The sequence below is a fragment of the Xanthomonas sp. NCPPB 4467 genome (genome assembly GCF_041475665.2).
Classification (GTDB): domain Bacteria; phylum Pseudomonadota; class Gammaproteobacteria; order Xanthomonadales; family Xanthomonadaceae; genus Xanthomonas; species Xanthomonas dyei.
This window is the reverse complement of the sequence record NZ_CM191260.1, coordinates 1,317,673-1,331,026: the sequence shown is the minus strand read 5'-3', so window position 1 is coordinate 1,331,026 and position 13,354 is coordinate 1,317,673. Positions and strand designations below refer to the sequence as shown.

The 13,354-nt window shown below is 65.2% G+C and carries 11 protein-coding genes and 1 pseudogene; 4 read left to right on the top strand and 8 right to left on the bottom strand.

Going from position 1 to position 13,354, the window contains the following annotated elements:
• Window positions 1-128: 128 nt before the first annotated feature.
• The 5 genes and pseudogenes from ACCQ06_RS05815 to ACCQ06_RS05795 all read right to left on the bottom strand — a co-directional run bounded on the left by ACCQ06_RS05815 (window position 129) and on the right by ACCQ06_RS05795 (window position 5,086).
• The gene (locus ACCQ06_RS05815; RefSeq protein ID WP_316690997.1) at window positions 129-848 is read right to left on the bottom strand and encodes a TorF family putative porin; all 720 of its coding nucleotides are present in this window, start codon (window positions 846-848) and stop codon (window positions 129-131) included.
• Window positions 849-1,140: 292 nt separating this feature from the next.
• A complete protein-coding gene (locus ACCQ06_RS05810; protein WP_104616978.1) occupies window positions 1,141-2,172 on the bottom strand; it encodes a sulfate/molybdate ABC transporter ATP-binding protein in 1,032 nt (343 codons plus the stop codon).
• A 7-nt stretch (window positions 2,173-2,179) separates the two neighbouring features.
• Window positions 2,180-3,133, bottom strand: a complete 954-nt coding sequence (cysW, locus tag ACCQ06_RS05805) for a sulfate ABC transporter permease subunit CysW (RefSeq protein ID WP_104616971.1) — start codon at window positions 3,131-3,133, stop codon at window positions 2,180-2,182.
• Window positions 3,130-3,987, bottom strand: a complete 858-nt coding sequence (gene cysT, locus ACCQ06_RS05800; protein ID WP_316690992.1) for a sulfate ABC transporter permease subunit CysT — start codon at window positions 3,985-3,987, stop codon at window positions 3,130-3,132. The genes cysW and cysT overlap by 4 nt, the downstream gene beginning before the upstream one ends.
• 2 nt (window positions 3,988-3,989) lie before the next feature.
• A pseudogene (locus ACCQ06_RS05795) lies at window positions 3,990-5,086 on the bottom strand (sulfate ABC transporter substrate-binding protein).
• Window positions 5,087-5,178: 92 nt separating this feature from the next.
• Here ACCQ06_RS05795 and kbl point away from each other — a divergent pair.
• Complete coding sequence (kbl, locus tag ACCQ06_RS05790; RefSeq protein ID WP_228324010.1) at window positions 5,179-6,387, top strand: glycine C-acetyltransferase; 1,209 nt, start codon at window positions 5,179-5,181, stop codon at window positions 6,385-6,387.
• Window positions 6,388-6,389: 2 nt separating this feature from the next.
• The gene (locus ACCQ06_RS05785; RefSeq protein WP_228324011.1) at window positions 6,390-6,794 is read left to right on the top strand and encodes an HNH endonuclease; all 405 of its coding nucleotides are present in this window, start codon (window positions 6,390-6,392) and stop codon (window positions 6,792-6,794) included.
• On the opposite strand, the gene ACCQ06_RS05780 is transcribed toward ACCQ06_RS05785, so the two are convergent.
• The 3 genes from ACCQ06_RS05780 to ACCQ06_RS05770 form a co-directional block, all read right to left on the bottom strand.
• Window positions 6,733-7,593 (bottom strand): pseudouridine synthase, encoded by an 861-nt coding sequence (locus ACCQ06_RS05780; protein WP_316690990.1) that lies wholly within the window; start codon window positions 7,591-7,593, stop codon window positions 6,733-6,735. The two genes, ACCQ06_RS05785 and ACCQ06_RS05780, sit on opposite strands and share 62 nt — an antisense overlap.
• A gap of 19 nt (window positions 7,594-7,612) precedes the next feature.
• A complete protein-coding gene (locus ACCQ06_RS05775) occupies window positions 7,613-8,125 on the bottom strand; it encodes a hypothetical protein (protein WP_316690988.1) in 513 nt (170 codons plus the stop codon).
• A gap of 201 nt (window positions 8,126-8,326) precedes the next feature.
• Window positions 8,327-9,424 (bottom strand): OmpA family protein, encoded by a 1,098-nt coding sequence (locus tag ACCQ06_RS05770; RefSeq protein ID WP_055846063.1) that lies wholly within the window; start codon window positions 9,422-9,424, stop codon window positions 8,327-8,329.
• Window positions 9,425-9,836: 412 nt separating this feature from the next.
• On the opposite strand from ACCQ06_RS05770, the gene ACCQ06_RS05765 reads away from it, so the two are divergent.
• Both ACCQ06_RS05765 and ACCQ06_RS05760 read left to right on the top strand, forming a co-directional pair.
• Window positions 9,837-10,859: a zinc-binding alcohol dehydrogenase family protein gene (locus tag ACCQ06_RS05765; protein ID WP_228324014.1), complete on the top strand. Its 1,023-nt coding sequence runs from the start codon at window positions 9,837-9,839 to the stop codon at window positions 10,857-10,859.
• 271 nt (window positions 10,860-11,130) lie between these two features.
• Window positions 11,131-13,170 (top strand): FAD-dependent oxidoreductase, encoded by a 2,040-nt coding sequence (locus ACCQ06_RS05760; RefSeq protein ID WP_316690984.1) that lies wholly within the window; start codon window positions 11,131-11,133, stop codon window positions 13,168-13,170.
• Window positions 13,171-13,354: the final 184 nt, after the last annotated feature.

Genomic DNA, 13,354 nt, shown 5'->3' with positions numbered 1-13,354 from the left:
AGTGAGCAACGCAAAAGGCGCCGCAAGGCGCCTTTTGCATGTTGCGTGTTCGGTGTCAGACAGTTGCATCACGCGTGGCAGTCGTCGCCCGCCACGCATGCACCAGCCACGCGTCTAACGCATCGCACTCACGGCCAGGTGACGGTGGCGGTCGCCACCAGATGGTTCTGCGAATTTTGCCGCCCGAAGCCGAATTCGGCCGCTTCGCTGGTGTCGTAATAGCCCACGGTCAGACCCAGCGGGCCGAAGGTCTTGCCCACGTTCACGCCGAAGTCGTTGTAGTCGTGGTCCACCTGGCTCAGCGCAGAGGTGTAAATGCTGTGCCCGGCATGCGCGCCAACGGTGAAGTCATGCGGCAACGCCCAGTTGGCATCCAGCGCGTAGTAATACCCATCGGTGTCGGTGCCATACAGATCGTTGGTGTAGGCAACGGTCAGGCTGTAGGTCTTCAGGAACGTGGTTTTGGTGATCAGCTCGGCGTAGTTGGAAGCGCCCGCGCCCAGGTACTGGTAGCGGTTCACCATCACATCGAGATTGAAATTGGTGCTCAGATCGGTGTTGTAGCCGACAAAACCGTCCACTTCCCAATCCGGATCGCCAGCGCCGAAATCGACATTGGAGGCCCAGGTGCCGACGTAGAACCCATACGGCAATTTGTAGGTCAGCCCGGCCTGAAACGCGGGTTCTTCGTTGGTCTGCGAGATACCGCGGAATAGGTAATCGCTGGTCACCGCAAAGGTGCCGCCGAGCGGCGAGGCGGGCGTTTCTTCGTCCTGTGCCTGTGCAAGCGGCACCGCACCCAACAGCAGCAACGACGACAGACAACAAGCGAGCGGGGAAGGCTTCATGGGCATCTCCTGAAACGATGGGCGGTCGGTTGGCGAGCGAAGACTGCACAGACTTCTTAGTCCAACTGTCATTGCAGCGCAACATATACGCCACGCTCGCTTGATCCAGCGCACATCCGCAGAGGCGATGCGCTGATCAGATCTCCGTCTCATCGACCGATTGCGCCGAATCTTGATGGCGGAGAGTGCGGAATGGGAAGTGAGGATTCGCACCAACCGTAGCAGGGCTCCTCTGGCGAATCGTCGGTAGCGATCGCTTACCCAGTCGCAGGGCGTCGCCCGCCTGTCTGCATCAGGCTGGAAACACGCCGTAGTGCCGTGCGGCCAGTCGCAGCTGCTGACCGGGCTCGAAGCTTCCTGCCGAGGCCGGTAGTTCCACTTCCACCTCGTTGCCGGCAGGCTGCAGCGTGGCGCGCAGACGCAGGCGCGCCCCACTACGCTGCGACCAGGCCACCGTGGCCGGCCAGCCGGCGTCGTCGGGCACCAGATCTTCCGGACGCACGTACACCTCGACCGGGCCGGCGGCCAGTGCGGCGTTAGCAGCCGGCAACGCGTGGCCTGCCACCTGGATCTGCCCTTGCGCCAGCACACCGGGAATGCGGTTCACCGCACCCACGAACGAATACACGAACGGCGAAGCCGGTTTGTCGTAGATCATCGCCGGGGTGTCGAGTTGCTCGATGCGGCCACGGTTGAGGATGGCGACACGGTCGGCCAGTTCCAGCGCTTCTTCCTGATCATGAGTCACGAACACCGTGGTCAGACCGGTCTGTTCGTGCAGCGCGCGCAGCCAGCGCCGCAGATCGCGGCGCACCTGCGCATCCAGCGCGCCGAACGGCTCGTCCAGCAGCAGCACGCGCGGCTCGATCGCCAACGCACGCGCCAGTGCCACCCGCTGCCGCTGCCCACCCGAGAGCTGGGTGGGATAGCGTTGCTCCAGGCCCTGCAATTGCACCAGCGCCAGCAGCTCTTCCACACGCGCACGGATACGCGCTTCGGCCCAGCGCTCGTTGCCGCGGCGCACCCGCAGCCCGAAAGCGATGTTCTCGAACACGTCCATATGCTTGAACAACGCATAGTGCTGAAACACGAAGCCGACCCGGCGCGACTGCACGCTCATGCGGGTAGCATCTTCGTCGCCGAACAGCACCTGCCCGCCATCGGCATGCTCCAGCCCGGCCATGATCCGCAGCAGCGTGGTCTTGCCCGAGCCCGAGGGGCCGAGCAAGGCGAGCAACTCGCCCTGACGCACATCCAGGGTGATGTCGTCCAAGGCGGTAAAGGTCTCGAACTGCTTGCGCAGGCGGTGGATGCGGATGCCCATGGTCACCTCAATGGCGGTGGTTGGCGGCCAGCGAATCGCCGTGCCGCCATTCCAGATACGTCTTCAGCGCCAGCGTCAGCAGCGCGGTCAAGGCCAGCAGCGACGCGCACGCGAACGCGGCGCTGTAGGCGTATTCGTTGTAAAGAATTTCCACATGCAGCGGCAGCGTATTGGTGCGCCCGCGAATATGCCCGGACACCACCGATACCGCGCCAAACTCGCCCATCGCGCGCGCCGCGCACAGCAACACGCCATACAACAGGCCCCAGCGGATATTGGGCAAGGTCACGCGCCAGAACATCTGCCAGCCATTCGCACCCAGACTCAGCGCGGCCAGTTCTTCGTCGCTGCCCTGCTGCTCCATCAGCGGCATCAACTCGCGCGCAATGAACGGGAAGGTGACAAAAGTCGTCGCCAGCACGATGCCCGGCAGCGCGAACACGATCCGCGGCAGCTGGATCACCAGCTCGCCCAAGGCCGGCAACTGCACCCGCCACCCTTCGTCGATCAACGGCCAGGCCCAACCGCTGCGGCCGAAGATCAGCACGAAGATCAAGCCCGCCACTACCGGCGAAACCGAGAACGGCAGGTCGATCAGACTGACCAGCAGGCGTTTGCCCCAGAACTGATGTTTGCTGATGGCCCACGCGGCGGCAACGCCGAAGATCAGGTTCAACGGCAACACGATCGCCGTCACCAGCAGCGTCAGCTTGATCGCCGACAACGCATCCGGGTCGACCACCGCGCGCAAAAACACTTCCCAGCCGCCGCGCAGCGCTTCGGCAAATACCAGCACCAGCGGCAGCAGCAAGAACGCCAGCAGAAAGACCAGCGCCCCCAGAATCATCAGCCACTGCACCCAGCGCGGCTCGTTGGTGGCCGAATCGGTGATGCGGCGTGCCTGCTCGGTCATCGCGCGGGTCTGCACTATGGAAGGCAGCGATGAAACAGCATCGCTCATGCGGACCTCCGTTGATAGCGCAACAGGCGTGCCTGCAGCGTGTTGACCAGCAGCAGCATCACGAACGACAGCAACAGCATTGCCGCTGCGATTGCGGTGGCACCGGCATAGTCGAATTCTTCCAGCCGGATGGTGATCAGCAGCGGCGCTATCTCGGTGGAATTAGGCAGGTTGCCGGCGATGAAGATCACCGAGCCGTACTCGCCCACCCCGCGCGCAAACGCCAGTGCGAACCCGGTCAGCACCGCCGGCCACAACCCCGGCAGCACCACCCGCCACACCGTCTGCCAGCGCGAGGCGCCCAACGTGGCGGCGGCCGCTTCCAGCTCACGCTCGCTTTCGGCCAGCACCGGCTGCACTACCCGCACCACGAACGGCAACCCGACGAACACCAGCGCCAGCACGATGCCCAGCTGGGTGTACGCAACCTTGATGCCGATCGCCTCCAGCCACCGCCCGACCCAGCCGTTGCCACCGTACAGCGCGGTCAAGGCAATGCCGGCCACGGCCGTCGGCAACGCAAACGGCAGGTCGATCACCGCATCGAACAAGCGCTTGCCCGGAAAGCTGTAACGCACGAACACCCACGCCACCCAGGTACCCATCACCGCATTGAATGCGCCCGCGACGAAGGCCGTGCCGAAGCTCACCCGCAACGCCGACAGCACGCGCGGCTCGCTCCATACCTTCCACAAGCCTTCCCAGCCCAGGCCGCTGGTCTTGATGAAGATCCCCAGCAGCGGGATCAGCACGATCAAGCCGAGCCAGGTCAGGGTGATGCCCAGACTCAGGCCCAGCCCCGGCATCACGCGTCGGCGCGATGGCGACGCTGGGCGTGCAACCGACGTCTGCATGCCTACTTCTTGGCCTGGATCTGGTCGAACAGGCCGCCATCGGCGAAGTGTTCCTGCTGCGCCTTATCCCAGGAGCCGAACGCCTGCTGGATGGTGACCAGCTTGATGTCCGGGAAGCGGGCCAGGTCCGCCGGGTCGGCGAATTCGGGGTGGCGCGGGCGATAGAAATGCTTGGCGGCCAGCTTCTGGCCTTCCGGCGCGTACAGATAACGCAGATAGGCCTCGGCCACATCGCGCGTGCCGTGCTTGTCCACGTTCTTGTCGACCAGCGCCACCGACGGCTCGGCCAGGATCGACAACTTCGGCACCACGATCTCGAACTTGTCCTTGCCCAACTCTTCGCGCGCCAGCAACGCCTCGTTTTCCCAGGCCAGCAGCACATCGCCGATGCCGCGCTGCACGAAGGTCGTGGTGGCGCCGCGTGCGCCGGTATCCAGCACCGGCACGTTGCGGAACAGCGCCTGCATATAGCGCAGGATGCGTTCGCGATCGCCCTTGAAGATGTGATCGGCGTAGGCCCAGGCGGCCAGATAGTTCCAGCGCGCGCCACCGGAGGTCTTGGGGTTGGGGGTCACCACCGCCACGCCAGAGCGCAGCAGATCCGGCCAATCGTGGATGTTCTTCGGGTTGCCCTTACGCACCAGGAACACGATCGTGGAGGTATACGGCGCGCTGTTGTCGGGCAGTCGCTTCTCCCAATCGGTATCGATCAACTTGGCCTTCTGCGCGATGGCATCCACGTCGTATGCCAGGGCCAGCGTGACCACGTCCGCCTCGATCCCGTCGATCACTGCGCGTGCCTGCTTGCCGGAGCCACCATGCGAGGTCTCCACGGTGACTGTGTCCTGCGGGTGTTGCTGCTTCCACTGCGCCGCAAACACCGTGTTGTAGTCGCGGTAAAACTCGCGCGTAGGGTCGTAGCTCACATTGAGCAGCCCGATGTCGCGCGCCCCCGCCGGTCCGGCCAGGGCCAGCAGGGTGCAAAGAAGGGAAGCAAGACGGATACGGGGGTGTGTCACAACGATCTCCTGGCCGGTGGGCGCAGCTGAACAGCAAGCATGCCATGCTGCGCAGCGGCACGCGGGCGGTGAAATGACATCAGTGCCGCCGCTTATGCCGATTTTGCATGACGTAGTGGTATGCCATTGTGATCGTTAACATTGCGCTTCTTTCTTTGCCACAGCGACCGCCATGACCCGTCCGCCTGCCGCGCTCACCGCCCACTACGCCGCCGAACTGGAGACGATCCAGTCCCAGGGCCTGTTCAAGTCCGAGCGCATCATCACCGGCCCGCAGTCGGCGCGGATCACGCTGGCCGACGGCCGCAGCGTGCTCAACTTCTGCGCCAACAACTACCTGGGCCTGGCCGACCACCCGGACATCATCCAGGCCGCCAAGGACGCACTGGACACGCACGGCTTCGGCATGGCATCGGTGCGTTTCATCTGCGGCACCCAGGATCTGCATAAGCAGCTCGAGCGCACCATCGCCGCGTTCTTCGGCACCGAAGACACCATTCTGTATGCGGCCTGTTTCGATGCCAACGGTGGCCTGTTCGAGCCGTTGCTCGGCGAGCACGATGCCATCATTTCCGACGCACTCAACCATGCCTCCATCATCGACGGCGTGCGCCTGTGCAAGGCCAAGCGCTTCCGCTACGCCAACTGCGACATGGCCGATCTGGAAGCGCAGCTGCAGGCCGCCGATGCGGCCGGCTGCAAGACAAAACTGATCACCAGCGACGGCGTGTTCTCGATGGACGGCTTCATCGCGCCGCTGGACGAGATCACTGCGCTGGCGCGCAAGTACAACGCGTTGGTGCACATCGACGAATGCCACGCCACCGGCTTTCTCGGTGCCACCGGGCGCGGCTCGGCCGAGGTCAAGGGCGTGCTGGACCAGATCGACATCTTCACCGGCACCCTGGGCAAGGCGATGGGCGGCGCGCTGGGTGGTTTCACTACCGCAAAGCGCGAGGTGATCGAACTGCTGCGCCAGCGCTCGCGCCCCTACCTGTTCTCCAATTCGTTGCCGCCGCACGTGGTAGCCGCCGGCATCAAGGCGTTCGACATGCTGGAAGCGGCCGGCGACCTGCGCACGCAACTGGTCGACAACACCCGCTATTTCCGCGAGCGCATGACCGCCGCCGGCTTCGACCTCAAGCCCGGCGTGCATCCGATTAGCCCGGTGATGCTCTACGACGCACCGTTGGCGCAAAAGTTCGCCGAGCGCCTGCTGGAAGAAGGCATCTACGCCATCGGCTTCTTCTTCCCAGTGGTGCCCAAGGGGCAGGCGCGTATCCGCACCCAGATCAGTGCCGCGCATACCCGCGAACATCTGGATCAGGCCATCGACGCCTTCATCAAGATCGGCCGCGAACTGGACGTGATTCAGGCCTGAGCATGCGCACGGTGCTGCGCCAACGGCTCCTGCTCGCGGCGCACACCGATGCCCAGGCGCAGCTGCTCGCCGGCAGTTGGGAAACCCGCTGCCTGCATTGCCGTCGCCGCCTGCAGATTCGTGTCGATGGCGAACCGCTGGGCCACACCACCCTCGAACACGTGGTCCCGCAGGCCTGGTTCGGACGCCGCGCGGCGGCAGCGCTGTGCGCGCTGGTTGGCGACGACCCCAACGACGCGCGCAATCTGGCGCTGGCCTGTGCCGGCTGCAATCACGCCAAAGGACGGCGCCACGATGCCAATGGCGCCGGCGATGCACGCGCCGTCGAGGTCGTCAGCGCGCTGCTCAGCGCGCGTCTGGCACGCTGGCGGGAGCCGACGTCAGCGCCTGGACTTCCTCCGCGCTGAGCATCCGCCAGGCGCCTTTGCCCAACGCGCCCATCGGCAGCGACCCGATCGCCACGCGCACCAGCCGCAGCACCCCGATCTCCACGGCCGCCAGCAACCGACGAATCTGCCGGTTGCGGCCTTCGTCCAGCACGATTTCCAGCCACGCATTGCGCTCGCCCTCACGCAGCAAACGCACCTGCTTGGCGCGCAGCAGCGCGCCATCACCGTCGGGGTCGGGATCGATCACTCCGGCCTGCAGCTGCGCCAGCTGCGCGGCGCCGGGCCGGCAGTCGACCTGCACGTGATAGGTCTTGTCGGGCCCGTTCGCCGGGTCGGTCACCGCCGCCGCCCATTGCGGGTCGTTGCTGAAAAGCAGCAAGCCCTCGCTGGCCTTGTCCAGGCGCCCCACCGGCGCAATCCACGGCAGGCCGGCGCCATCGAAACAGCGATACACCGTGTCCCTGCCCTGCTCGTCGCGCACCGTGGTGACCACGCCGCGCGGCTTGTTGAGCATCAGATAGACCCGCGCAGGCCCGGCCAACGGCTGGCCATTGACCGTGATCGCCTCGTGCTGGTCGGCACGGATCGGACATTCGGGGTCGCGGATCACCCGCGCATCCACGCTGACGCGCCCATCGGCGATCCAGCGTGCCGCTTCGGTGCGCGAACACACCCCTAGCTTGGATAACACCCGTGCCAGCCCATGCCGTGGCAGGGCGGTCACCGGCCCTGCCGCCGATGGACGCGAGACACGCGTTGGCGCCGCCGACCCACGGTTGCGATGCCGGGACGTGGCCGGCGGAGGTCGCCGGGGCATACCGTCCCGACCGCGCGGCTTACTTGTTTTCGACCGGCTTGGCGTCGGCCGCCGGTGCGGGCACCGCTGCCGCCGGCGCTGCGCCGGCAACCGGGCGCGCCTTGACCACACGCACGCCGCGCGCCTTCATCCAGGCATCGAACTCTTCGGCGGTCATGCGCTTGCCGTTCTGGCTCATGTCGAAGCGCCACGGCGTGTTGTCGAACGCGGTGGTGGCCTTGTAGGCCGCCGGATCGTTCGGATTGACGGTGCCGCCCGGCGGAATGACCTTGGCCAGATCCTGGCAACCTTCCACGCGCAGGCGCAGCAGCACGCGGTCCACCGACTGATCGCTGCTATACGGCTGTGCCAGCACGCCGGTGGGCATGCCCAGCTGCACGCTGCGGGTGTAGAACTCGGCGGCTGCCGGTGCGATGACGGTGGCGGGCAACGGCAGCGGCTGGGACACCGTGCTGCCGGCGCAGTTCGGAGCGGCGTAGGCGGCGGGAATCAAGGCGAGACAGAGCAATCCTGCCGAAGCGGTACGCAGCATCGTTGGTTCTTCCAATAAGAGTGTGGTGTCGACGCGGCGAGTGTAGGCAGCGATGAACGCTGTTTCAACCGGAACCGTGCCGGGATGGCAACACAGACAGCATTGCAGCCTGTGCGCGGAGGAATGTGGGGACGTTCGGAGCGCACATAGACAAAACCCGGCGCAAGGCCGGGTTTTGTATGGAACAAGCTAGCGGTCCGATTAGTTCTGGACGTTCAGCTCGGTACGACGGTTCTTCGCACGGCCTTCCGGATTGTCGGAACCATCCGGGTTGGCGTTCGGAGCAATCGGACGGCTCTCGCCGTAGCCGATCGGGCCGACCAGACGCGACGCATCGACGCCGTTCTTGGTCAGGTAGTCGTACACGGTGGTCGCACGACGCTCGGACAGCTTCTGGTTGTACGCGTCGGTACCCTTCGAGTCGGTGTGACCGGCAACCTCGACCTTCAGGTCGGGGTAACGCTTCAGGATCTCGGTCGCTTCGCTCAGGATCGACATTGCGTCAGGACGCAGGGTCGACTTGTTGAAGTCGAAGTTCACGCCCTTCAGGTCGATCGACACAGGCACCGGGCAACCGTCCGGACCGATGGTCTGGCCAGGCTGCGAAGCCGGGCACTTGTCGTCGCAGTTGTTGACGCCGTCACCGTCGTCATCCAGGTCTGCGCAGCTCGGAGCAACCGGAGCCGGAGCCGGCGGCGGCGCGGTCGACGGAGCCGGTCCCAACGGGATCACGACGCCGACCGAAGCCAGCACGTCGCCGAACCAGTCTTCCTGCGGAGCAGCAACGCTCTGGTCGTTGAAGTCGGCGCGGTAGGCCAGTTCAGCACGCACGGCGACGCGCTTGTCGAAGGTGGTCTGCAGACCGACACCAGCCTTGGCGGCAAAGTTGCCGTCCTTCTGCTGGCCCGGCGAAACCGGGTTCGGGGTTGCGTCGAACTCTTCTTCCGAACGCTGATAGCCCAGACCGAACAGCAGGTAGGGGTTCCAGCCGCGGCCTTCCTGGATGAAGTGGCGACGCAGGTCGAACGAGATGCCGTACTGGCTCCAGTTCTGATCCTGGTTGGCATCGAAGTTCGGGTTCTGATAGTTCAGTTCACCGTCGATCGACCAGTTCGGGCTGACAAACTTGCCCAGGCCCAGGGTGACGAACGGAGCATCATTGGTCAGACGATCGCTGTCCTGGAAGTTGAAGCCAGCGCTACCGGTCAGGTACCAACGGTCATCGAACTCCTGCGCGGAAGCAGCCTGGGCAACTGCCAGACCGCCGAGCAACGCGGCAGTGAGAATTTTCTTGTTCATTTATACAGCTCCTTCTTTGGGAGATAAACCGATAGAGGCGTGTTCTTGGTAAAGATGCTCATCACATCCAGAGCCATCGGGGCGCAGATTAAGCCGGCTTCAGTGAAGATCGCGTTAACGGTCATATAACATGTGAAAGCAATCACCATGGCGGCGCAGCCCATCCAATACTACGTATACAGTTTCATGAAGGAAAGGACGGGGCACCCACTTCCGCGTATCAGCGCATCTGAACGGTAGCCGACTTGAGCCGGTTGAAGACGGTTACAGGCATGCCGGTTCGCAGCGGTTCCGTCGGCATCGAAAACCACATTGGTGAACGCAACGCCCCGTCCGAGCTGAATTGCGGGGTCGGTGGTTGCAGCCGCCTCGCTTCACAACGCACCCTGAACTCCCCACCAGGAGCGCCCCGATGAAAGCCGTCGTCCTTACCCGTTATCTGCCGATCGACGATCCGGCATCGCTGCTTGACATCGACGCGCCCGCCCCGGCAGCGCCGTCGGGGTATGACTTATTGGTCCGCGTTGAAGCGATCTCGGTCAATCCGGTCGATACCAAAGTGCGCGCGCCCAAGCCGCAGCCCCTGGCCGAGCCAAAAATTCTGGGATACGACGCTGCGGGCGTGATCGAAGCGGTGGGCCCGGAGGTCACTGCGTTTGCCGTGGGCGACGAGGTGTACTACGCCGGCGACATCGGCCGGCCGGGCAGCAACGCGCAGTATCAACTGGTGGATGCGCGCATTGCCGGGTGCAAACCCACCTCGCTGAGTTTTGCCCAGGCGGCCGCATTGCCATTGACCACGCTGACCGCGTGGGAGCTGCTGTTTCAGCGCATGCCGTTCGCATTCGATGGCGCACGCAACCGCGGCCGGCATCTGTTGATTATCGGCGGCGCTGGCGGGGTGGGTTCGATCGCGATCCAGCTGGCGCGGCACGCCGGCTTCACGGTGATCGCCACCGCCTCGCGCCCGGAGAGCATCGAATGGGTGCGGCAGATGGGGGCGCAACATGTCATCGACCACCATCAACCGCTGCACCCGCAGTTGCAGGCGCTGGGTCTGCAACAGGTGGATGCAGCACTGAATCTGGCCGATACCGACCGCTACTGGCAGCAGCTGGGCGAGATCCTGGCGCCGCAGGGGCATGTGGGCCTGATTGTCGAGCCACGCGGCCCGCTGATGATTGGCGACCCCTACAAGTCCAAGTGCATCGGCATCCATTGGGAGCTGATGTTCGCACGGTCGCGCTACGCCACCGACGACATGGTGGAGCAGCACCGCATCCTCAACCGTGCCGCGAGCCTGATCGATGCTGGCGAGCTGCGCACGACGCATACCGAGACGCTGTCGCCAATCAATGCCGACAACCTGCGCGAAGCGCATCGGCGGCTGGAGGGCGGCAGCACCATCGGCAAGCTGGTACTGGCCGGGTGGTAGCCGCAGCGGCTGGCGCCGCCTGTTTGCACGGCAGTGAACTGCAGCCCGGAGGCGCCTGCGCCAGCTTTCGGGCTGCACGAACGCTGTGATCAAGCGCCGCCGCCGCATAGGCAGACGCTCGGTAAGGCAGGTCTTGGCATAGCGGACGGTGTGACGTCGGCCAACTAGCAGGTGCGTCGCGGCCGGCAGCGCCAAATCCGGCACCTTGGGACTTGCCGCCACGCGCGTTTGCCTGCATCGTGCGCACTCCGTACGCCAGCGTATCCATATCATGTCGCCCGCCACCGGCCCTTCCGCCGCCTCCTTCCCGTACCTATTCACGCCACTCGATCTGGGTTTCACCCAATTGCGCAATCGCGTCCTGATGGGCTCGATGCACACCGGGCTGGAAGATCGCGCGCGCGATTTCCCCAGGTTGGCCGCCTATTTCGCCGAACGGGCGGCGGGCGGCGTCGGCCTGATCGTCACCGGCGGCTTCTCGCCGAACGTGGTGGGTTGGCTCAAGCCGTTCGGCGGCAAGCTGTCGTGGCCTTGGGAAGTGCGCCCGCACCGCCAGGTCACCCGGGCGGTGCACGAACAAGGCGCCAAGATCTGCATGCAGTTGCTGCACGCCGGGCGCTATGCGTATCACCCGTTGTCGGTGGCGCCGTCCAAGCTGCAGGCACCGATCAACCCGTTCACCCCGCGCGCGTTGTCGGCAGCGGCGGTGGACCGGCAGATTGCCGCCTATGCGCGCGCCGCGCGGCTGGCGCGCGAGGCCGGCTACGACGGTGTCGAGGTGATGGGCTCGGAAGGCTATCTGATCAACGAGTTCACCGCCGCGCGGACCAACAAGCGCAGCGATGCCTGGGGCGGTGACGCAACCAAGCGCATGCGGTTTGCGGTGGAGATCGTGCGCCGCATCCGTGAAACCTGCGGGCCGGACTTCATCATCATCTACCGGCTGTCGCTGGTGGACCTGGTCGAAGACGGCAACCAGTGGCAGGAGATCGTGGCGCAGGCGCAGGCCATCGAAGCCGCCGGCGCGACCATCATCAACTCCGGCATCGGTTGGCATGAAGCGCGCGTACCGACCATCGCCACCTCGGTGCCACGCGCCGCATTCGCCGGCGTTACCGCCAAGCTCAAACCGCACCTGCGCATTCCGGTGGTGGCGAGCAACCGCATCAACATGCCGGAAGTGGCAGAACGCATTCTGTCCGACGGCGCAGCGGACATGGTGTCGCTGGCGCGCCCGCTGCTGGCCGACCCGCAGTGGACCAACAAGGCCCGCGCCGGGCAGTCGCATGCCATCAATACGTGTATCGCCTGCAACCAGGCCTGCCTGGATCACGTGTTCGAAAACAAACTGGCTACCTGCCTGGTCAACCCGCGCGCGGTGCACGAAACCGAGCTGATCTATACGCCCACGACGACACCCAAGCGCATTGCCGTGGTCGGCGCCGGACCGGCGGGGCTGGCGTGCGCGACGGTGGCGGCCGAGCGCGGCCATCGCGTCACCTTGTTCGATGCGGGCAGCGAGATTGGCGGGCAGTTCAATATAGCCAGGCGTATCCCCGGCAAGGAAGAATTCAACGAAACGCTGCGCTATTTCCGTCACCGGATCGAAGCCACCGGCGTCCAGTTGCGTCTGAACAGGCACGTGCAGGCAGCAGACCTCACGGACTTCGACGAGGTTGTGCTGGCGACCGGCATCGAGCCGCGCAAGGTCGACTTCCCCGGCGCCGACCACCCGATGGTGGTGAACTACCTGGATGTGGTGTTGGGTCGGCATGTGGCTGCCCCCAAGGTGGCGATCATCGGCGCGGGTGGCATCGGTTTCGATGTCGGCGAATTCCTGGTGCACGCCGGGGAGTCGTCAGCGCTGGATCCGCAGCGCTGGATGGCCGAATGGGGCGTGGACCCGACCTTCGAGGCGCGCGGCGCGCTGGCCAAACCGCAACCCGAGCCCCCTGCCCGTCAGGTCTGGCTGCTGCAGCGCAGCCCTGGGCGCCCGGGTGCCCGCCTGGGCAAGACCACCGGCTGGATCCACCGCGCAACGCTCAAGGCCAAGGGCGTCAAGATGCTCGGCGGCGTGGAGTATCTGGGCGTGGACGATGCCGGCCTGCGCATTCGCGTGGACGGCACCGAGCAATTGCTCGACGTGGGCACGGTGGTGATCTGTGCCGGTCAGGAACCGCGACGCGAGCTGCTGGCCGCGCTGCAGGCCAACGGCCAGCAACCGCATCTGATCGGCGGCGCGGACGTGGCCGCCGAACTGGACGCCAAGCGCGCGATCAACCAGGCCAGCCGGCTCGCTGCGAGGTTTTGATGCGTGCGCTCCACCAGATGAGGCGGTACCGCGCCATCCCGGAGCGATAGCGGTCGATGCGCAAGCCCCTCTCCGCTCGGGAGGGGCTTTGAAGCTGCGGCGCCACGGCTCCTAGCCTCGTCTGCGCCAGCGCTCTCATCACCATCTCGCGTGCGCCGTTCTTCGTTTTGTCTTGGGGCTACGG